Origin of the sequence: Hyphomicrobium sp. (assembly GCF_019753045.1) — a bacterium.
Lineage (GTDB): Bacteria > Pseudomonadota > Alphaproteobacteria > Rhizobiales > Hyphomicrobiaceae > Hyphomicrobium_B.
In genome coordinates this window covers 300,943-321,158 of the sequence record NZ_JAIELN010000005.1, presented here as the reverse complement: position 1 = coordinate 321,158, position 20,216 = coordinate 300,943, and the positions used below count along the sequence as shown (strand labels likewise).

The following is a 20,216-nucleotide window of genomic DNA, read 5'->3' as shown; positions in this document are numbered from 1 at the left end:
GATCACATGCAAATATCCAACGAACTGCGGGCGATGATCGGACGCCGCCGGCCGGGTTATAGCCTCGAAGCGCCGTTCTATCGGGACAAAGAGGTGTTCGACCTCGATATGGACGTCATATTTGGGCGCCACTGGATCTATGCCGGTGTCGAGCCGGACATTCCAGAGCCCGGAGATTATTTCACGGTGCCGTTGGGCCGTACGTCGATTGTCGTCGTGCGCGACGACGACATGACGATCCGCGCTTTTCACAACGTGTGCCGCCATCGCGGCGCGCGCCTCTGCGACGGCGACAAGGGCAGCGTCGGCAACGTCGTTTGCCCTTATCATCAGTGGACATATGATCTGTCGGGCAAGCTCATTCACACCGAGCACATGGGCGAGGAATTCGATCGCAGCCACTTCAACCTGAAGACGGTGCACGTCGGAAATGTTGCGGGCCTACTGTTCATATGCCTTGCCGACGAGCCGCCAGCTGACTTTGAACAGATGCGCCGGGAAATGGAGCCCTATATTCTCCCGCATCGGATCAGCGACTGCAAAATCGCGTACGAGGAAGATCTCATCGAGAACGGCAATTGGAAGTTCACGATGGAGAACAACCGCGAATGCTATCATTGTAAAGCGAACCACCCCGAGCTTACGGTCTCGCTCTACGAATTCGGCTTTGGCTACCAGCCGTCGCCGGAGAATGCCGAAGAGGTTCACGCGTTTCGCGAGCTGATTGAACGCGAGCATGCACGGTGGGAGTCGTGCGGGCTTCCCTCCGTCGAACTCGAATTCCTCGACAGCCGCGCCACGGCTTTCCGTACAGAGCGGCTGCCGCTCGACAAGGCGGGTGAATCGCAAACGATGAACAGCAAAGTCGCATGCCAGAAATTGCTGGGTGATCTCACGCAACGCAATCTCGGCGGCTTGTCGTTCTGGACCCAGCCGAATTCCTGGCATCATTTCATGAGCGATCACATCGTGACATTCAGCGTGCTGCCGATAGATCCCGAGCGCACGTTGCTTCGAACGAAGTGGCTCGTTCACAAGGACGCGGTCGAAGGCCGTGACTACGATCCGAAGGAGTTGAGCGAAGTATGGCATGCAACTAACAAGCAGGACGGCTCGCTTGTTGAGCGCACGCAAATCGGTTCGCAAAGCGCCGCCTATCAGCCCGGCCCGTATTCGCCTTACACGGAGGAGCTGGTGGAAAAATTCATGTCCTGGTACTTCAAGCGGCTCCGTACGGAAACGGGGCAGGAATCCGCAACCGTCAGCCCATTTGCAGCGAGCGCCTGATCAATCATGAGTGATAAAGGCCGGTCGAGCCGCCTGGGGCCGGAACTTTGGGACGCGACACCCGGCAAGTGGAACGCCGATGAGGACGATACGCTCGTGTGCGCGCACGTGCGCCAGGAGACGCACGACGTCAAAAGCTTCCTGTTCCGCACGCAGTCGCCGCGTCTCTTCCGCTTCCGGCCCGGCCAGTTCATCACGCTTGAACTCGATATCGATGGCGCGGTCGTCAACCGCTGCTACACGATCTCTTCGCCGCCGACGCGGCCCGACACGCTGTCGATAACGGTGAAGCGCCATCCCGGCGGCAAGGTCTCGAACTGGCTGCACGACAATTTAAAGCCGGGTTCGAAGATCAAAGCCCTCGGACCGTCCGGCGACTTCAGCTGCACGCTGCACTCGGGCCCGAAGTACCTGTTCCTCTCGGGCGGTTCAGGTGTGACGCCGTTGATGTCGATGGCGCGCACCCTTTACGAACTGGGCGAAGATCATGATGTCGTCTTCGTCCACAGCGCGCGGTCGCCGCGCGACATCATATTCCGCCACGAGCTGGCGATGATGACCCACGGCACGAGCAACTTTAGAACGGCGTTCGTATGCGAGAAGCAGGGCGAGGCCCGCGACTGGAGCGCGCCGACAGGCTACCTTACGTTGCCGCTTCTGAAGTCGATCGTCCCCGATCTGGCTGAGCGCGAAGTCTTCTGCTGTGGGCCGGAGGCCTACATGGCAAATGTACGTGCCATGCTGAGAGACGCCGCTTTCGATATGGCGCACTACCACGAAGAAAGCTTCTCGTTCGAACGGCAAGGCGTGCCACTCGCCGAATCAACCGCTGCTGCGGCAGGAGCCGAAGCGCCCGGCGCGAGCTTCAAGATCGAATTCACGCGATCGGGTCGCACGATTGATTGCCGGCCGGATCAGTTCATTCTCGATGCGGCGCGGGCCGCCGGAATGCGGCTCCCGTTTTCTTGCAGCAAAGGCGTGTGCGGCACATGCAAAAGCAAGAAGCTTTCGGGTCAGGTAGAGATGAAGCACGGCGGCGGCATTCGCCAACGTGAGATCGACGCGGGCATGATCCTGATTTGCTGCAGCAAGCCGCTCGAGAACGTCACCATCGAAAAGTAATTCGCGATCATCAATCCTTGCGGCGCAAGATAGCCTGCAGAACATCGCGGATGCCGATGGCGCCGACAAAGCGATCCTCGTCGTCGAACAGTGCGACAGGCGCGGTGCCCGACTTGTGCATGGCGAGAATCACGGTTTTCAAGCTTGTGCCGGGCCTCGCCCAATAGACGGGTGAAGAGTCTTCGCTGACGTGCTTTTCGCATTCGCCGCACGTCACCCACGCAGCCTGACGGCCGTTACATTCAGCCGCCTGCACTTTTCCCCCGCCATCGATTTTGAAACGCGTCGTCTTTCGCCGATCAAGCCAAATCCAGTCATCGGCCGTACGCTCGAGGTCGCGCATGTCGCGCATGACGTTCCATGCGGTGAGCACGGACAACGGATTCACATTGGCGATAAAATCGCGGACGTAATCGTCGGCGGGCTGCAGCACGATCTCTTCCGGCGCTCCCGATTGTACGATCCGCCCACCCTCCATGATGGTGATGCGATTGCCGATCTTCAGCGCTTCTTCGAGATCGTGACTGACGAAGATGATCGTCTTCTTGATCGACTTCTGTAGCTGCAAGAGCTCGTCTTGCAACTTGGTACGGATGAGGGGATCGAGCGCAGAGAACGGTTCGTCCATCAACAGGATCGGCGCGTCCGTTGCGAATGCGCGGGCGAGGCCGACGCGCTGCTGCATGCCGCCCGAAAGCTCATGCACATACTTCTCAGCCCATGTGTCGAGTCCGACGAGTTTGAGCTGGCGGTCCACGCGCTCCGTGAGTTCCGCGTGCGGAACGCCGGCGAGTTCGAGACCAAGCCCCACATTCTCCCGCACGGTTCGCCACGGCAGCAGCGCAAACTGCTGGAAGACCATAGCGACCTGTGTCTGTCGCATATGACGGAGCGTAGTGGCGTCACACGAGGCGATGTCCACCATCCGGTCGCCGTCCTTCACGAGGACAGCGCCACGCGACACCTTGTTGAGCCCGTTGACGGCGCGCAACAATGTCGATTTGCCAGAGCCCGAAAGGCCCATCAGGACAGAGATTTCGCCCTCATGCACGGTGAGATTCGCGCCGGCAGCGCCGAGCACTGCGCCAGTCTTGGCGAGGATTTGAGCGCGTGTCGCGCCCGCGTCGACCATGGCCAACGTCTTCGCGACGTCCTTGCCGAATATGATATCGACGTTCTTGAAGTCGACTGCGACGTTCATTTTCGCACTCCCGCTTGGACGGAGAGCGCCCGATCGAGGATGATGGCGAGAATGACGAGCGCGAGACCCGCTTCGATGCCGAGCGGAATGTTGCGGTTGGCGAGAGCCTTATTGACCGGATTGCCGAGGCTCGGTGCACCGATGAGTGTCGCGAAGACGACCATGGAGAGCGAAAGCATAATGCACTGCGTCAGGCCTGCCATGATGGAGGGAAGGGCCGCAGGCAACTCGACTTTCCATAGGAGCTGCCGCTTCGTCGCGCCGAAACTTTCGCCGGCTTCGAGCATCGGTTTCGGAATGGACGTCAGGCCGAGATACGTCATGCGCACAGGCGCCGGCATGGCGAAAATGATCGTTACGATGAGTGCAGGCGCGGCTCCGAGCCCGAACAGAATGAGAATGGGAATGAGATAAACGAACGTCGGCATCGTCTGCATCAGGTCGAGAAGCGGCTGCGCCACCTTCCAGACCCTCGGGTTATGAGCAGCCCATATGCCGAGCGGCACTCCGATGGCCATCGAGAGCGCCGTGGCGGCGACGACGAGAACCAACGTTTGGACGGTTTCTTTCCAAAGACCCTGGTTCAGAATGAAGAGAAAACCGATCAGCACGCCGATGGCGAGCGGTTTGGATCGCCTGAGCCAGTAGGCGAACCCGGCGAGAGCGACGGCAAGAATGACCGGCGGGATTTGCAGAAGGAGAGCGGATGTCCCGTCGACGACCGTCTCGAGGATTCCCGAAATGGCATCGAACAGCCACTGAAAATAGTCCGTCACGAAATCGAACACGGACTTGCCGAACTGGCCTATCGGAATTTTCCAGGCGGCAATCAGCTTCGATACGGGATCCATCGGCGCTCCCCCTGAGCTGAAGCTCATCCCCGTATCGGACGGTCGCTAGATGCGGCCGTCCGGACTTGTCGGGTGGATGTCGTTGCTGAAACTATTTGAGTGCAGCTGCGACGGCAGCCTTGGCGTCGCCCCCATCGAATGTTGTGACGCCTTCAAGCCACGGCGTGGCGGCGTCGGGGTTGGCCTTCAGCCACGTGAGAGCGGTTGCCTTCGGATCGGCGCCGTCCTTCAGAACCGGTCCCATCATCGCGCCTTCCATGGCGAGATTGAACTTGAGGTTGCTGAGGAATTTACCGACGTTAGGACATTCCTTCTCGTAGCCAGCGCGCACGTTGGTGCTGACGGTGGCGGCGCCGAAGCCGCTGTCGCCCATGCCGTCGAGATAGGCGATCTTCATTTCGCCCATGACCGGATGCGGCGTCCAGCCGAGGAACACGATCCACTCGTTCTTCTTCATCGCCTTTTCGGCCTGGGTCAGCATGCCGGCTTCAGAGCTTTCGACGAGCTCGAAGCCCTGCAGGTTGTTTTCCGGCTTGGCGATCATGCCGCTGATGATGCGATTGCCGTCGTTGCCTGCTTCAATGCCGTAAATCTTGCCGCCGAATTTATCCTTATGCGCGCCGAGGTCCTTCAAGCTCTTCACGCCCCCGTCCGCCACGTACTGCGGAACGACGAGGCCATAACCGGCGTCGCTCAGGTTGACGCCGATCGTCTCGACAGATTTGTCGTCGACGTAGGCTTTGATGTCTGCCGTCATGCTCGGCATCCAGTTGCCGAGGAACACGTCGATATCTTTGTTCTTCAATGAAGCGTAGGTCACCGGAACCGACAGCGTTTTGACCTCCGGCGCATACCCGAGGGCTTCGAGAAGGTTCTGAGCGGTCGCGGTCGTGACCTGAATGTCAGTCCAGCCGACATCGGCGAAGCGGACTTTCTTGCAACTCGCGCTTTCTGCGTGTGCCGTGGTTGCGGCCAGACCCAGGGCAAGGGCGACCCCCATCGCGATGCGTGTCATGACAACTCCTGTTGTTGGCGGTACCAGGTGTTACTGACAACAGACCGCCTGTTCGGATCGGAGCATGAGCTGGTGATCCTCCTGCGTTGGCAATCTGTTGAAGGCGTCACCCGAGAGGGGCAACCCCCGAAGCTAAGCACGGCCAATAGCCGTCGATTTCACAATTGCGACGCGATTCTGCGTTTACGCGCCTAACAGGCATCCTTTCACTGGGAATGAAGTTTCTGCACTGCGGGATTTCAAAATCGCGGCCTCCCAGATCGGCGAACTCAGATCGACGGCAGTCGCGCGCGGCTCGTTTCGCGTCTGAGCGCCGGCGATGCGTTGAACTCCGGAGCGTCGGACTTCTGCGGCTGACGTTCGCTTCGTGGCGTGCGCCCGTAAAGAGCGCGATAGGACTTGCTGAAATGGCAGGTCGATTGGAAACCGCAGGAAACGGAGATCTGCGTAATGGACATCTGCGACTGGAGAAGCAATTCGCGCGCACGCCGTAGCCGAAGCTGCAGGTAATATTTCGTCGGCGTCGTATCGAGCGTCTCCTGAAACATCCGCTGAACCTGACGCAGAGACAATCCCGCCAGCTTGGCGAGTTCGACAGCGCTCAATGGCTCCTCGAAGTTGGCTTCCATGAGCGCCGCGATGTCGACCAGTGCGCCGTGGTTAAATCCGAGGCGCGCTGCCAACGGAATATGCTGCCGGTCGTAGCCGTCTCGCACGCGCTCGAGAATGAATTGGTTGGAGATCTCGGCAACGAGCGTCTTGCCGAAGCTGCTGCGCACGAGGGCGAGCATCATGTCGATGGGGGCTATTCCGCCCGTGCAGGTCATGCGATCGCGATCGATGACGAACAGCTCTTCCTGGAATTTTACCCGCGAGTGAAACTCGCGAAGTCCAGCCATATTTTCCCAATGGATCGTGCACTTGTAGCCGTCGAGAAGGCCGGATTTCACGAGTGCATAAGTGCCGGTGCAGAGCCCGCCGAGCACGACCCCGTCACGCGCTATGCGGCGGAGAAGATTGACGACTTTGTCATTGACGAAGTTCGCGACGTTGGTGCCGCCGCAAACGAGCACCATGTCGAGATCGTCCGCGGCGTCGTAAGTGGCGGCGCTCGAATACGACATGCCGTTGCTCGAGGGCACCGGCCGGCCATCGAGTGTCAGAATGGTCCAAGAATAATGGGTTTGGCCGCTTAAGCGGTTGGCCATCCGAAGAACTTCGATCGCGCTTGAGACGGCGATCATTGTGTATTCGTCTAAAGTCAAGAATCCGATCCTGCGGATCGTGCTCAACTTCGTCGGAACTTCGTTCACGTCGCAAAAGCTCCCACGTCAAACGGGAAGGCTAGATTATATCGTGATCGTTGCGTCTGGGGCTTGCCGCTCCCGGCATAAAACCAAGGCGACAAGGTTTGCGAGCAGAACCCCGGTCGCAAATAGTAGCACCAAGTCGCATTTTGACAAGTTCAGATAACGCATTCCGCCGACATTCGATTGGCGCTGACGGAGTTTACCTTCGCTGTCGCCGCCGAAGTCATTTGCGTCGTATCTGAGATAGCTCGGAAAAGGCGCAGGCCGCATAGGAAAGAAAGCTTTGGGAAGCGGCGGAAACGTGCGCACTAAGAGCTTTTACCATGGGCGAGGAACACATCTCGCTCAGCTGAATTCCTAGGCAATTGAGTACTCATGGTGCACGTGCTGCAGAGCTACATCGGGGGCCGGTATACCGCCTCCAAAGCCGCCGAGACTTTCGATAACACGAATCCCGCAACCGGGAAGCTGATCTCGCGGGTTGAAATCGCCCTTGAGCCGGAGGTCGATGCTGCACTGCGTTCGGCCGAGGAAGGATTGAAGCTGTGGTCCGCCATGTCGGGTGCCGAGCGCGGCCGCATTCTGAATAAGGCCGCCCGGATCTTACGCGACCGCAATAACGAACTGGCCCGGCTTGAAGTCCAAGACACTGGCAAACCAATTCAGGAAGCCGAAGCGGTCGATGTCGTGAGCGGCGCCGATTGCATCGAATATTTCGCCGGGGTCGCCGGCTCATTGCGCGGCGAGCAGATCGCGCTGAACAACGCCTTTGTTTATACGCGCCGCGAACCCATCGGCATATGCGTTGGCATCGGCTCGTGGAATTATCCGATCCAGATAGCGTGCTGGAAATCGGCGCCCGCATTGGCTTGCGGCAACGCGATGATCTTCAAGACCTCGGAGCTGACGCCGACGACGTCGGCAAAGCTCGCCGAAATCTACACGGAGGCAGGCGTTCCAGATGGCGTGTTCAACGTCCTGCACGGCGACGCGCGAACGGGAACTCTGCTGACGTCCGACCCGCGTGTCGCCAAGATCTCGCTGACGGGCTCTGTCGGAACGGCGAAGAAAATCCTCGCGGCAGCGGCAGCGTCCTTGAAGCGAACGACGATGGAGCTGAGCGGCAAGTCGGCGCTGCTCGTCTTTCCGGATGCGGATCTGCGCCAGGCCGTATCTGCGGCGATGCTAGGCAATTTCTATACGCAAGGCGAAATCTGCACGAACTGCACCCGCGTCTATGTCCACGAGGACATTCACGACCGCTTCGTCGATATGGTCGTCGAGCGCACGAAGAAGCTCCGCGTCGGCGATCCCTTGGCGCCTGAGACGCAGGTCGGCGCCTTGATCTCGCAAGTGCACATGGATCGCGTCTTGGGCTTCGTCGCGGCGGGCCAAAAGGAGGGTGCGCGCCTCCGTTACGGCGGCGAGCGCGTCGACGAGGACGAACTCGCCCGCGGGAATTTCGTACGTCCAGCCGTATTTACCGATTGCACTGACGATATGAGCATCGTCCGCCAGGAGATCTTCGGACCGGTGATGTCGGTTCTGAAGTTCCGCGATGAAGATGATGCCATCACCCGTGCGAACGCGACCCGCTATGGCTTGGCGGCCGGCGTCTTCACGCGAGACCTCGCGCGCGCGCATCGCGTTGCAGCGCGTCTCGAAGCCGGGATCTGCTGGATCAACAACTACAATGTGACTCCGGTCGAGATGCCGTTCGGCGGCATCAAGGAGTCGGGCTTCGGCCATGAGAACGGACAGGCCGCGATCGATCACTACACGCAGTTGAAGAGCGTCTACGTCGAGCTCGGCGACGTCCAATGCCCCTATGAATGAAATGAATACTAGGCTTCACTCGTAAGACCCTGGGGATCTGTCCAGAGATGAGCACCGCCCAAGAGTTCGATTACATCATCGTAGGCGCCGGGTCGGCGGGATGCGTGCTCGCCAATCGCCTGACGGAAGATCAGGACACCCGCGTACTGGTTCTTGAGGCAGGGCCGCAGGACCACAGCATCTTCATCCATATGCCGTCCGCATTCGCCTATCCGCTGGCTGGCACCAAATACAACTGGTGGTACGAGTCCGAGCCGGAACCGTTTCTCGATAACCGGAAGATGTACTGTCCGCGCGGCCGCGTCGTAGGCGGTTCGTCATCGATCAACGGCATGATCTACATTCGCGGGCATGCCTTCGACTATGACGCCTGGGCGCGGCGTCAGGGTCTTCAAGACTGGAGCTATTTCGATTGTCTCCCGTACTTCAAGAAATCCGAGACGCGGCTCAAAGGCGGTGATGCCTATCGCGGCAGCTCCGGACCGCTCTTCGTGACCACCGCACCCTGCACAAATCCGCTTTACGACACATTCGTCGAGGCGGGCCGCCAGGCAGGCTATCCCGTCACCGAAGATATGAACGGCCGCCAGCAGGAAGGCCTCGGCCGGATGGACATGACCGTCTACAAAGGACGGCGTTGGAGTGCTGCGAAAGCTTATCTCCGCCCGGCACAAAAGCGCGGTGGCGTCGAGGTCAAGGCGAAGTCTCTGGTCACGCGCATCCTCTTCGAAGGCAAGCGAGCGGTGGGCGTCGAATATAGCCGGGGTGGCCGTCTTCAGTCCGCCCGCGCCACGCGCGAAGTGATCGTCAGCGGCGGAGCGATCAATTCACCGCAAATCCTGATGCTGTCGGGCATCGGCAATGCCGACGAGTTGAAGAAGTTGGGAATTCCCGTTGTGGAGCACGTGCCCGGCGTCGGAGAGAACCTGCAAGACCATATCGAAGCCTACGTGCAATACGAATGCAAGGAGCCGGTCTCGATTTACAGCGCCAACAATCCGCTGGCGAAACTGAAGATCGGCATCGAATGGATTTTGACGGGGAAGGGACTCGGCGCGACCAACCATTTTGAATCGGGCGGCTTCATTCGCAGCGAGCCCGGCGTCCTCCACCCCGACCTTCAATATCACTTCTTCCCGATGGCAATCAGCTACGACGGCTCGTCCGCCGCGAAGGGACATGGATTTCAGGCGCACATCGGACCGATGCGCCCGACGAGCACCGGATACGTGAAACTCAAATCGTCCGATCCGCGCCAGTACCCGCGCGTGCTCTTCAACTACATGCAGACGGAACAGGACCGCAAAGAAATGCGCGCCGGCATCCGCTTGACGCGCGAGATATTCTCTCAGAAGGCATTTGATCGTTATCGCGGTGATGAGCTGGCTCCAGGCCCGGCGAGCGACAGCGATGCGGATATCGATGCATTCATTCGGGCGAAGGCGGAAAGCGCGTACCATCCGTCGTGCTCGTGCCGAATGGGAACGGACGAAATGGCGGTCGTCGACGGCAAAGCGCGGGTTCACGGCGTCGAGGGTTTACGCGTTGTCGACGCCTCGATCATGCCCGACGTCGTGAGCGGCAATCTGAACGTCCCGACCATCATGATGGCTGAAAAATTGGCCGACGTTATCCGGGGCCGGGCGCCGTTGCCGCGCGAGGAAGTACCGGTGTGGGTCAATCCCAACTACCAGACCAGCCAGCGTTAAGAAATTTCGCTCGGACGGCGGAACGGATCGCCGGACGCGTTCTCTCTAGGATGAATGCCGGATTAAGCTTACCTTCCAAGCCGGAGGTGCGCGATGAGATGGCTGCTTGTCGAGCGAAAACCGGACGTTGTGTACGCGGGCCGGCGTGCCGTTTATCTCGGTCTCAATGACGAGGAAACGAGCGATCCTGCCACGGCCTTGACGTTCCAGACGCGGGAAGCTGCCGAGGCCCACCGCCGGCACCTGAAGCGCCCATATGATTGGGTCACGACGACGGCCGGGAGTTGAGTCCAGTAACTCTGAGGGAACCTCGAACGTTGCGACCGCGTTCCGACGAACGCCAAGGCATGCTATCCTGTTGGCCTGTATTGCGTTCTCGAGGAGTTTAACGATGGCAACCGCGCGGTCCTTCTGGAAAGGACATTTGCGCTTGGCGCTCGTTACCATTCCCATCCGGTTGGTTAGCGCGACCGCATCCGAAGATAAAATCGCCCTGCATCAGGTCGACAAGAAATCGAAGCAGCGTATCCGCTACCAGAAAGTGGCGGGCGAGACAGGAAAGGTCGTGCCGCAGTCCGACATCGTGCAGGGCTATGAGCTTGATGATGGCAACTACGTTCTGTTCGAACCGGATGAGCTCGACAAGCTGAAGCTGTCGACCCGCCACACCGTCGAGTTGACCGAGTTCGTCGAAGCATGCTCGATCGATCCGCTGTACTTCGATAACCCGTATTACGTGCTGCCCGATGGAGACGTCGCCGAGGAAGGCTACCGCATCATCCGCGATGCGCTCCGGGCCACCAAGAAATACGGCGTTGGCCAGTTGACGATGCGAGGGCGCGAGAACCTGATCGCGATGAAGCCGTCCGGCGACGGCTTGATGATCGAAACGCTGCGTTACGCCAGCGAAGTGCGCGACGCCGATGAGATCTTCGACGGGATCGGCAACGAGAAGCTTCGTCCCGAGCTCATCGATATGGCGAAGCAACTCATCAACGAACGTACGCGAAAATTCAATCCGGCCGACTTCAAGAACCATTACGCCGAAGCGCTGCGTAAGCTCGTCAAGGAGAAGGTTGAGGGCGGCCTATCGACCGAAGTTTCCGGGGGCGAGGAACAGCCGTCAGGTGGAACTGTCATCGATTTCATGGAGGCACTCCGCCGCTCCACGGGAAAATCAACATCGAAACCGGCTGCATCGAAAACCAAGACCGCAGCATCCCGTCAAAAGCGCGAGCCTGTGAAGCGAGCTCCCGCAAAGACCCCGAAGAAAAAATCGCGCGCACGCGGATAAGAAGACGCATTGCAACAGACTCGTGTTACGTTGTGTGCGTCGCGAAGTTCGCAGCTCGCTCATATTATCGATCTGCCTGAACGCAGCGCCTTATCAATAAATGTGAGTACAGGAAGCGTTGTTGCCTGATTGCGTTGGCAATTTCAGGAGGTTTCCATGCACCCGATTTTTGCGCTCTGGCTGTGGATGATGATGATTCCACATTTCACCCAGCAGCTGTTTCTGCCGTTCTGACCAGCTTCATTCGACAATGGATTTTATTGCGGGACGGCGAACGTCGGTCGCGGGCTTGTCCTCACGCAGCCCCTTGAAGGCCGCGTGCCGTAACAGCCCGTCGGAGGTCCAGGCGCGGTATTCGATTTGTGCGACAAGCGTGGGCGTCACCCACGTCACGTCTCGCCGCTGCAGGTTCGTGAGCGACGACGAGAAAGAAGGAGCATCGATGCGCATCGGCTTCAACGTGCGCATCAAGCTCGCTGCGGTCTTGTTCGTGTAGCCCGTGCCGACCCGTCCCGCATAGACGAGCCGTTTCTTATCGTAATAACCGACGACGAGCGCACCGACCGCATTGGGTGCGGCCTTGGATTTGAGATATCCAAGGACGACGAACTCATCGACCTGGACGCACTTCGATTTGAGCCAGTCGTCATGACGGCCTGAGCGATAGGGCCGGTCGATGCGTTTTGAAATGATGCCTTCGAGCCCGAGCTTGCAGGCATGCGCGAGCATCTGCGCTCCGTCCGACGCAAGGTGATCGCTGTAGCGGATCTGTCCGGTCTTCGGTTTGCCAGCAAAGAGCGCCTGCAGTGCGGCTTTGCGATCGCCGAGTTTGACGTCGAGCAGGTTCATGCCATCCAGGTAAAGAAGGTCGAAGCAGTGCAGCACGAACTTTTCGCTGCGGCCGCTTTTGAGCGCGTCCGCGAGTGCTGAAAAACTCGAATGACCTGAAGCGTCATCGGCGACGAGTTCTCCGTCGATGATTGCCGAGCCGTCATGAAATTCGGCGAGAAGCTGCGGAAGTCTGCCGAAACGTTCAGTCCAGTCGAGGCCGTTCCGCGTCAGCATGCGCACCGACTGCTTCTCGATGCGCGCCTGAATGCGATAACCGTCGAACTTGATCTCGTGCACCCAGTTGTCGCCGGATGGCGGCTTTGCAACGAGCGTTGCAAGACAAGGCGCCACAAAATCCGGCATAGCTGATTTGATCCCGCCAGCGATCTTCGGCTCGCGAACGGGCCGGCGGCGCTTTGATAGACCCCGCGAAATGTTCGTCTTCGCAGTCACGCGCTCAGGATCCGAGGAGCTTCTTGATCGCGCTCTTGAGCGAGCGATCTGAGGAATCGTAATCCTCCCAGGCGGTCATCTTCTTGAGCAGGGAAGGGACGGTCTGCACCGTGAAGCGCTTGGGGTCGAGCCCTTGTTTGACCTGACGCCAAGTGAGCGGCATCGACACGGTGGCGCCGGGCCGCGCGCGCGGGGACAGGGGCGCCACGGCCGTCGCCATGCGGTCGTTGCGAAGGTAATCGAGAAAAATCCTGCCCGTTCGAAGCTTCTTCGTCATCTTGATGAGATAGTCTTTCGGGCTGTCGGCCGCCATTTGCTGGCAAATGGCCCCGGCGAACGACTTCGCATCGGTCCAGTTCGCAGCGTCGCCGCGATTTGTCTTGAGCGGCGTGACGACGTGAAGGCCTTTGCCGCCGGTCGTCTTGCAAAAGGCGACGAGACCGACCCTCTCGAGCCGCTCGCGAAGTTCATTCGCCGCACCGACGACACGCGAGAATTCGACGTCCGGCGCCGGATCGAGATCGAAGACGAGACGCCCCGCGATATCCGGCTCGAACTCCGCGCAATTCCAGGGATGAAACTCGAGCGCCGCGATCTGCCCAAGCGCGATCAACGCCTCTTCCGAGTTCACCTCGATATAAGGTTCGCGATCTCCCGAAATGCGAACGAGATCGATCTCGGGTGACATGCCCTTCATCGCATGCCGTTGAAAAAACGTTTGGCCGGTTATGCCATCCGGCGCGCGGATCACCGAGCAGGGACGCCCTTTGATATGCTCGAGCATCCACGCGCCGACTGCTTCGAGATAATGCGCGAGATCGAGCTTCGTAACGGCAGAATCCTCGCCCGCGGGCCACAGCACTTTCTCGGGATGCGAAATCGTAATTCCCAAAACGGCGTTCGCCGATGTGCTCTCCGCAGCGGCCGCGGCCTTTTTCGGTCTCGCCGCTTTTCGAACCGGCGTTCGCTTGAGTGGTTTCGACGGTGACGGAGCAGGCTGAGGCTCCGGATCGTCGTCCGACGGTTGATTGGAATTCCAGACGGCATTCGGGCTTGCGGCCGTCCTCCGCCGCGTGATGAAAGGTTCGGGGCCTTTGCCCTGTCCGGCCGCAATCTGCGCCATGGTGCGTTTCGACGCGACCGAGCGGTCCTTCGCAAGTATCGCATCGGCATCGCCGGAATGCGCGCCCTCATCGCGATGCTTGATAAGAAGCCAGTTGTTGCGCTTTCCCCCGAAACGGTCGTTCTTGATTTTGACGAGCACCCAGCTGCCTTTGAGCTTATCGCCGGCCAGGATGAATTTCAGCTCGCCCTTGCGCAGCTGTTCCTCGGGACTTTGATCGCCGACCGGTGCCCAGAACCCGCGGTCCCACAGCATCACCGTTCCGCCGCCGTACTGGCCTTTGGGAATGGTCCCTTCGAAATCACCATAGTCGAGCGGATGGTCCTCGACTTCGACAGCGAGGCGTTTGTCTTTGGGATCGATAGAGGGACCGCGCGTCACCGCCCACGATTTGAATACACCGTCGAGTTCCAGACGAAGATCGTAATGGAGATGCGAGGCGTCGTGCTTCTGGATCACGAAACGAAGATACTTCGCCGGACGGACATTCGCCGAGCCGCTCGGCTCCGCGGTTTTGGTGAAGTCACGCTTGGCGCGATACTCGGAAAGCTTTTTCTTTGCCATTGGAAGGCGTCCCACCCGATGAAGGTCGAAAGTCCGAGGTCGCAAATGTCGTTCAGGCTTGAGTGCTCGAAATTTTAAGTCTCCGGCGTCTCAAGTCAAAGCAAAGCCGCCGGGAGCGTAAAGCTCCCCAGCGGCCTGGGCACCTGGCTTAAAGGCGCCTGACGCACGCTGCTGCATGCGTCTAACCGAAAAACGGTTGCGGAACGCGATTTGTTCCCAAGCGCGGCCGTCACGCCCACGCCGTCATATCGCTATTCAGCAGCTGCTTTTTAAGAAGATCGCGGTTGATGTCGTCGTCGCGGATCGATGCCAGCACCTGCCTGGCCAACCAGTCGCGGCATTCCGGTCCGTGCGGCCCGCTTCGGACGCCGCTCGGAAGCGAGGTCCAGACTTCGTTCAATACGCTTTCAGCCAACGCGAGGTCTTCAGGCCCAAAAACATTGTAAGCGACAGACATGTCAAACCATCCTCCGCGTAAAAATCACTGTGCGCCGCTTCTCGTCTCCTGGAAATCCCTCAAGTACAGTCAAACAAGCACCATGCTGTTACGGAACGGTTTATGTCGATCCGTGTTTTGCAGGCGACTGAGTCTCCGGCGGGTGCTTGACGCGATACACTCGGCTGCGGACTAAGGTGCTTTAGACGCAGTTGGGCGCCTCACTTCCTCCCGTTGCAATGTGCTAAGGTCGGACGGCTAGCCATCTCCGGTTAGTGCTGTCCGGAACTGCAGCATTTACCCACCCGTTACTACAATGGATGTCGTGAGGGCGTCCGTTTGAGAGAGACTTAGGAGCGTTCTAGATGAAGGTAAGAAGCGTTGCTACGCTGGGAGCAATCCTGCTCCTCGCGCTGGGCACGACTGTCGCCGATGCGAGAAGCGGCCACGGCGGTGGCGGCGGAGGAGGCGGAGGGGCCCATTTCAGCGGTGGTGGCGGAGGTGGAGGGGGACCACACTTCGGTGGAGGGGCACCACACTTCGGTAATGGAGGCGGCAATTACCGCGGCGGGAATTTTTCCGGGCGGGCGCATCGCGCTGGTCCGAATTTCGGCGCTGGCAATTTCCGTGGCAACGGACCGCGCGGTCCGCGGATAGGTGATCGCGGCTACCGGAATTTTGCCGGCAATTATCACGGACACGGCGGCCGGCACCATCACCGCCGCGGGCGGTACATCATCGGTTATCCCTACTACTCTTACGGCTATTACGACGGTGGCTACTATGGCTCCGACTGCGGATGGCTGTATCGCAGAGCCATCGAGACGGGAAGTCCGTACTGGTGGCGACGGTATCAGGATTGCGACTACTGATTGTGCATCGCTGAAGATGATGAAGGTTCCGGGCGTCCCGGAACCTTCAACGTATTACCCGGAGGAACATTACGGGCTAGAGGTGCCGGTTCCGGCTGGAGATGTCGGAGCGCGAGCGTCGGGATTTGAGCCCGCGGCGGGATCGTTCGGTGTATTGGTTGACGGACCCGGTTGAACATTTTCATTGGTCGTCGGATCTGCCGGAATGCCGGCCGGGCTCGATACGCCCGTGTCACCACTACTTGCGCCATTAGACGGCGCGGGAGTTACCGGCTGAGTCTTAGTCTGAGGCGTTAGCGGCTGTCCGTTATTATCGTACGTCGCCTGTGCCATGGCACCTGCGGAGCCAGCGCCCAGAAGTGCGATTGTCACGACGGCACCTTTAATAACCTTCATCTAAATCTCCTTTTCTTGTGGACGTTCTCTGTGGGGAAACGGCCTCTCGTCGCCGTTGGTTCCGCGCAAATAACGCGCGATACCCCGATGTTCATCGGGGCGGCTAACCATCGCAACGATCGCGGAATTTGATGACCGACGGCCACAAACTGCGAATAGCCCCATTGGTTCCGCTTAATCCATTTTGTCGCCGCGCGGATTGTGCGATCATTTATTGAGAATCGTGGCTCTTGACGATTTTCCGTCGCAAAGACAGAAAATCGAAACGAGACGGTTCTTCGGCCGAATGACGTGGCGCAATGGTCCCGTGGCTCAATGGATAGAGCGTCGGAATTCGACTCCGAAGGTTGCAGGTTCGAGCCCTGCCGGGATCGCCACGAAATTCATTGCCATCAAATTCATCTCTAAAAAAACTTGATGCGAAAATTGGAACGCGATCGCGCGTTCGCGAGATTGCAATTCAATCCGTCACCTACATTTAACCACGGACCGCATTTCTCAAACTAACTCTAGCGATGAGTCGCGACTGCTTTAGTTTGCGTTCCACCGGGGACTTGAAACAGACAGTAGAGAGTACGTCGTAATGACCATGTCTCTCCGCCCCCCTCATCGTTCGGCGCGCAAAGCAAAGATCCTTGCACTGAGTCTCATCAGCGCCGTGTTCGAGCCTTCACTGACGCGAGCGCAAGATGCGCCCGTTACGCCGCCGCAGCCGCCAATCGTTGAATCCCCAGCCGTCGAATCCGGTGAAACTCCGGAACTTCTGACGGGTACCGCAGCCGTCATCTGCGCGAAGCTCGCAACCAAACCCGCAGCACCGTTTGACGAGAGCGATAGCGCTGCCGTTTCGACGTTTTATCAGGCTCGCCAATGCCGGCCGTTGTGGGTCGATGAGCAGGGGCCGACGCGTGCAGCAACGCTCGTAATGGCAGAGCTGGGCCGTGCTGAGGACTGGGGCCTCAGGGCGTCGGATTTCGAACTCGCCGCAGTAAAGGAGCCGATGATTTCCGGCAGCTGGACTCCAGAGCAGACGGCGCGGGCCGAACTCGAAATCAGCGCTGCCGCCTTGCGATACGCTCACGAAGCCGAGGGCAGCCGCATTTCAGAGCCCGAAAAGCGCCTCTCCGGCTACTTGGATCGCGCGCCCGTCCTCACCGATGCAGCGTCTGTGCTCACGCGTCTGGCCGGCGCGCAAAACCCCGACGAGGCGTTGCGCGCGTTTCAACCGTCGCAGGATCAATTCCTGAAGCTCAAGGCGCTTCTCGCGCGGTTGCGGGGCCACACGCCCGCGAACGAGCCGGATCGCTTCAATATCCCGCGGCGGGGCGCGATGCTCCAGGCCGGCGTGCGCGATGCCGATGTCGCGACGCTGAAGCAGAGATTTGGAATTGCCTCGGATACGGGATCGGAGCAGCTCTACGACGATAAGCTGGCAGCAGCTATCAAACAGTTCCAGGCATCGAAGTCACTTCACGCTGACGGTATCGTCGGGGCGAGCACGCGAGCAAAGCTGTCCGGCGAAGATTTTCAATCGACTCCCGAGAAGATTACGGCCGTCATCGCCAACATGGAAGAATGGCGATGGATGCCGCGCTCGCTCGGCGCGACCAACGTATTCGTCAACATTCCAGCGTTTTCGATCGTCCTTACCGACAACAATAAGCCCGTGTTCGAAGAACGTGTCGTCGTCGGCACGCCGAGCACGCAAACGCCGGTATTCTCGAAGGACATGACGAAGATCGTTCTGCGTCCAAGGTGGAACCTGCCGGACTCGATCAAGATGACGGCTCTGCGAACCGGCCGCTCGATCGAGCGGCAAGGCTACGTCGTCATGCACAACGGCCATGTCATCGACAGCAGCCGCGTGAACTGGTCGAAAGCCAAGCTCAGCAATTACATGATCTATCAGCCGTCGGGCGACGACAACGCGCTCGGCCTCGTCAAGCTGCTCTTTCCGAACAAGCACTCGGTCTATCTCCACGATACGCCCTCGCGATATCTCTTCAACGAACGCGTCCGCCTGTTCAGCCACGGCTGCATGCGCGTGCGAAACCCCCAACGGTTCGCGCAAACAGTCTTCAACATCGACCGTGGACACTCGAGCCCGAACGTTGCCCAGCTCGTCAACAAAGGTCCCATGGACAATCAAATTGCACTGAATACGCCGATCCCCGTCCATGTCGGATACTTTACGACCTGGGTCGCGAACGACGGCACGCCGCAGTTTTTTGAAGATTACTACGGTCACCAGAAACGCATCACGCTGGCGCTCGCCGGGAAGTGGAAAGACATCGACGTCACCCAGGAGCATGTAACGCCCGAGACGCTGGAAACCTCCGCGGTCAAGAAGGTGCACTACCGCTCCGCGCGAAGAGATGAAGACGACGACGACCGCAGGAGGCGTGGCGGCGGCTATGATCGCCGTGGCGGATACGGAAGATACGGGGGCGACATGGGCCTGATGCGCTCTGGCCCCGGTTACTCGTACGGCAACACGGTCGGCGATGTGATCCGCCGGGCGCTCGGATTCTGAGTTGAATTTTAAGTGTAGCCGTTGGGGCTACCGCGCGCTCTCGAGGCGGGCGAACCCTTCGCTGAGATCGTGGATCAGATCTTCGACGGCCTCGAGACCAATGTGGAACCGAAGCGCCGGCCCCGGTCCGCGCCAGCGCGTCGCCGTCCGGTATGAAGTCGGATCGAACGGGATGACGAGGCTTTCGTAGCCGCCCCACGAATAGCCCATGCCGAACAGCTTGAGCCCGTCGAGAAATGCAGCGAGCGCTTTCTCAGGCGCGGGTTTCAGGACGACCGCGAAGAGACCGCTCGCGCCGCTGAAATCACGTTTCCAGATCTCATGACCGGCATCGCCTGGAAGGGCAGGATGCAGAACCCGGTCAACCTCGGGACGGGCAGCCAACCACTCCGCGACCGCGATGCCTGATCGTTGATGCCGCTCGAGACGGACAGCCAGAGTTCTGAGGCCTCGGAGAGCGAGATACGTCTCCTCCGAGCCGGGACACGTGCCGAGCGTTTCCTTGGCGTTGTCGAGATACTTCGCGGCGCGCGCGTTGGCGGTGACCGTGCCCATCATCGCGTCGGCATGACCGACGATGTATTTCGTCGCGGCTTCGAGCGATACGTCGGCGCCGAGCGATAGCGGTTTGCAAAAGAACGGCGTCGCCCAGGTGTTGTCCGCGAGAACCCAGATGTTCTTGACGCGGGCCGCGGCGGCAATTGCCGGAATGTCCGGCATCTCGAACGTCTGCGAGCCCGGCGCTTCGACCAGCACGAGCTTCGTGTTGGGACGGAAAAGCCCGGCGATGTCGTGACCGATGAGCGGATCGTAATACGTCGTCTCGACGCCGAGCTTCTTCAGCATCTTGTCCGCAAACGCGCGGCCCGGCTGATAGACGTTGTCGGGCATCAGGATGTGGTCGCCGCTCTCGGCGAATGCCAGAACCGCGGTCGAAATCGCGGCGAGGCCCGACGCCGTCAGCACTGTCGCCGCGCCGCCTTCGAGATGCGTTATCGCGTCTTCGAGCGCTTTCGTCGTCGGCGTCGCCCGCCGTCCGTACGTGAAGGGCTGCGTCCGCTGCTTGATGGCATCGAGCGTCGGATAGAGTACCGTCGACCCCCGATATACCGGCGTGTTGACAAATCCGTGCTGCTCGAACGGCTTGCGCCCGAGGTGCACGACCTCGGTTTCAGGCTGTTCGCCGCGCTCGGAACTGTCGTCTTTTTTCGCCATTTTCAACTTCTCCGGGCGGTTCGCGTCCTCGTGGCGCAAGTTTCGTTCATGGTCAAGGCCTTGACCATTAGGCGCAGGCGCGGGATGTGTGGCGGGGCGAGCTACACATGGGCGGGCGCGCCCGAGGCCGTTGCTTTCGTCTGTTTGAGGGAAAACGAAGAGACTTCA

General features: G+C 59.5%; 17 protein-coding genes and 1 tRNA gene. 9 read left to right on the top strand and 9 right to left on the bottom strand.

Annotated elements, in window-relative coordinates; genetic code table 11:
- Nucleotides 1-6 precede the first annotated feature (6 nt).
- Both K2Q04_RS06525 and K2Q04_RS06520 read left to right on the top strand, forming a co-directional pair.
- Nucleotides 7-1,287 carry an aromatic ring-hydroxylating dioxygenase subunit alpha gene (locus K2Q04_RS06525; RefSeq protein WP_291160881.1) on the top strand — a complete coding sequence of 427 codons (1,281 nt, stop codon included), beginning with the start codon at nucleotides 7-9 and terminating at the stop codon, nucleotides 1,285-1,287.
- Between the two features lie 6 nt (nucleotides 1,288-1,293).
- Nucleotides 1,294-2,409: a hybrid-cluster NAD(P)-dependent oxidoreductase gene (locus K2Q04_RS06520; protein WP_291160879.1), complete on the top strand. Its 1,116-nt coding sequence runs from the start codon at nucleotides 1,294-1,296 to the stop codon at nucleotides 2,407-2,409.
- A gap of 10 nt (nucleotides 2,410-2,419) precedes the next feature.
- On the opposite strand, the gene choV is transcribed toward K2Q04_RS06520, so the two are convergent.
- From choV to K2Q04_RS06500, 4 genes are all read right to left on the bottom strand, one after another.
- Entirely contained in the window at nucleotides 2,420-3,610 is a 1,191-nt protein-coding gene (choV, locus tag K2Q04_RS06515; RefSeq protein ID WP_291160877.1) for a choline ABC transporter ATP-binding protein, read from the bottom strand.
- Entirely contained in the window at nucleotides 3,607-4,461 is an 855-nt protein-coding gene (gene choW, locus K2Q04_RS06510) for a choline ABC transporter permease subunit (RefSeq protein WP_291161006.1), read from the bottom strand. The genes choV and choW overlap by 4 nt, the downstream gene beginning before the upstream one ends.
- A 91-nt stretch (nucleotides 4,462-4,552) precedes the next feature.
- Nucleotides 4,553-5,476 carry a choline ABC transporter substrate-binding protein gene (gene choX / locus K2Q04_RS06505; protein ID WP_291160875.1) on the bottom strand — a complete coding sequence of 308 codons (924 nt, stop codon included), beginning with the start codon at nucleotides 5,474-5,476 and terminating at the stop codon, nucleotides 4,553-4,555.
- Nucleotides 5,477-5,745: 269 nt separating this feature from the next.
- The gene (locus tag K2Q04_RS06500) at nucleotides 5,746-6,789 is read right to left on the bottom strand and encodes a GlxA family transcriptional regulator (protein ID WP_291160872.1); all 1,044 of its coding nucleotides are present in this window, start codon (nucleotides 6,787-6,789) and stop codon (nucleotides 5,746-5,748) included.
- Nucleotides 6,790-7,161: 372 nt separating this feature from the next.
- Between K2Q04_RS06500 and betB the strand changes: the two genes are divergently transcribed.
- The 4 genes from betB (at nucleotide 7,162) to K2Q04_RS06480 (ending at nucleotide 11,625) form a co-directional block, all read left to right on the top strand.
- Nucleotides 7,162-8,622, top strand: a complete 1,461-nt coding sequence (gene betB / locus K2Q04_RS06495) for a betaine-aldehyde dehydrogenase (protein ID WP_291160870.1) — start codon at nucleotides 7,162-7,164, stop codon at nucleotides 8,620-8,622.
- A 47-nt stretch (nucleotides 8,623-8,669) separates the two neighbouring features.
- Nucleotides 8,670-10,331 (top strand): choline dehydrogenase, encoded by a 1,662-nt coding sequence (gene betA, locus K2Q04_RS06490; RefSeq protein WP_291160867.1) that lies wholly within the window; start codon nucleotides 8,670-8,672, stop codon nucleotides 10,329-10,331.
- A gap of 93 nt (nucleotides 10,332-10,424) precedes the next feature.
- A complete protein-coding gene (locus tag K2Q04_RS06485) occupies nucleotides 10,425-10,619 on the top strand; it encodes a hypothetical protein (protein WP_291160864.1) in 195 nt (64 codons plus the stop codon).
- A gap of 103 nt (nucleotides 10,620-10,722) precedes the next feature.
- Nucleotides 10,723-11,625: a Ku protein gene (locus tag K2Q04_RS06480; protein ID WP_291160861.1), complete on the top strand. Its 903-nt coding sequence runs from the start codon at nucleotides 10,723-10,725 to the stop codon at nucleotides 11,623-11,625.
- Nucleotides 11,626-11,865: 240 nt separating this feature from the next.
- Here the strand turns inward: K2Q04_RS06480 and ligD (K2Q04_RS06475) are convergent, their stop codons facing one another.
- The 3 genes from ligD (K2Q04_RS06475) to K2Q04_RS06465 all read right to left on the bottom strand — a co-directional run bounded on the left by ligD (K2Q04_RS06475) (nucleotide 11,866) and on the right by K2Q04_RS06465 (nucleotide 15,053).
- Nucleotides 11,866-12,909: a non-homologous end-joining DNA ligase gene (ligD, locus tag K2Q04_RS06475; protein ID WP_291160859.1), complete on the bottom strand. Its 1,044-nt coding sequence runs from the start codon at nucleotides 12,907-12,909 to the stop codon at nucleotides 11,866-11,868.
- A 4-nt stretch (nucleotides 12,910-12,913) separates the two neighbouring features.
- Nucleotides 12,914-14,596 (bottom strand): non-homologous end-joining DNA ligase, encoded by a 1,683-nt coding sequence (gene ligD / locus K2Q04_RS06470; RefSeq protein WP_291160857.1) that lies wholly within the window; start codon nucleotides 14,594-14,596, stop codon nucleotides 12,914-12,916.
- 229 nt (nucleotides 14,597-14,825) lie between these two features.
- Nucleotides 14,826-15,053 (bottom strand): hypothetical protein, encoded by a 228-nt coding sequence (locus tag K2Q04_RS06465; RefSeq protein ID WP_291160855.1) that lies wholly within the window; start codon nucleotides 15,051-15,053, stop codon nucleotides 14,826-14,828.
- 344 nt (nucleotides 15,054-15,397) lie between these two features.
- Here K2Q04_RS06465 and K2Q04_RS06460 point away from each other — a divergent pair, with 344 nt between their 5' ends.
- Nucleotides 15,398-15,904, top strand: coding sequence for a hypothetical protein (locus K2Q04_RS06460; RefSeq protein ID WP_291160852.1), 507 nt, complete (start codon nucleotides 15,398-15,400; stop codon nucleotides 15,902-15,904).
- A gap of 69 nt (nucleotides 15,905-15,973) precedes the next feature.
- On the opposite strand, the gene K2Q04_RS06455 is transcribed toward K2Q04_RS06460, so the two are convergent.
- Entirely contained in the window at nucleotides 15,974-16,300 is a 327-nt protein-coding gene (locus K2Q04_RS06455) for a hypothetical protein (RefSeq protein ID WP_291160850.1), read from the bottom strand.
- Between the two features lie 301 nt (nucleotides 16,301-16,601).
- On the opposite strand from K2Q04_RS06455, the gene K2Q04_RS06450 reads away from it, so the two are divergent.
- Nucleotides 16,602-16,677: transfer RNA gene (locus K2Q04_RS06450), tRNA-Arg, on the top strand.
- A 206-nt stretch (nucleotides 16,678-16,883) separates the two neighbouring features.
- Nucleotides 16,884-18,833 carry a L,D-transpeptidase family protein gene (locus K2Q04_RS06445; protein ID WP_291160847.1) on the top strand — a complete coding sequence of 650 codons (1,950 nt, stop codon included), beginning with the start codon at nucleotides 16,884-16,886 and terminating at the stop codon, nucleotides 18,831-18,833.
- Between the two features lie 27 nt (nucleotides 18,834-18,860).
- Here the strand turns inward: K2Q04_RS06445 and metC are convergent, their stop codons facing one another.
- Nucleotides 18,861-20,048 (bottom strand): cystathionine beta-lyase, encoded by a 1,188-nt coding sequence (metC, locus tag K2Q04_RS06440; protein WP_291160844.1) that lies wholly within the window; start codon nucleotides 20,046-20,048, stop codon nucleotides 18,861-18,863.
- Between the last annotated feature and the right edge of the window lie 168 nt (nucleotides 20,049-20,216).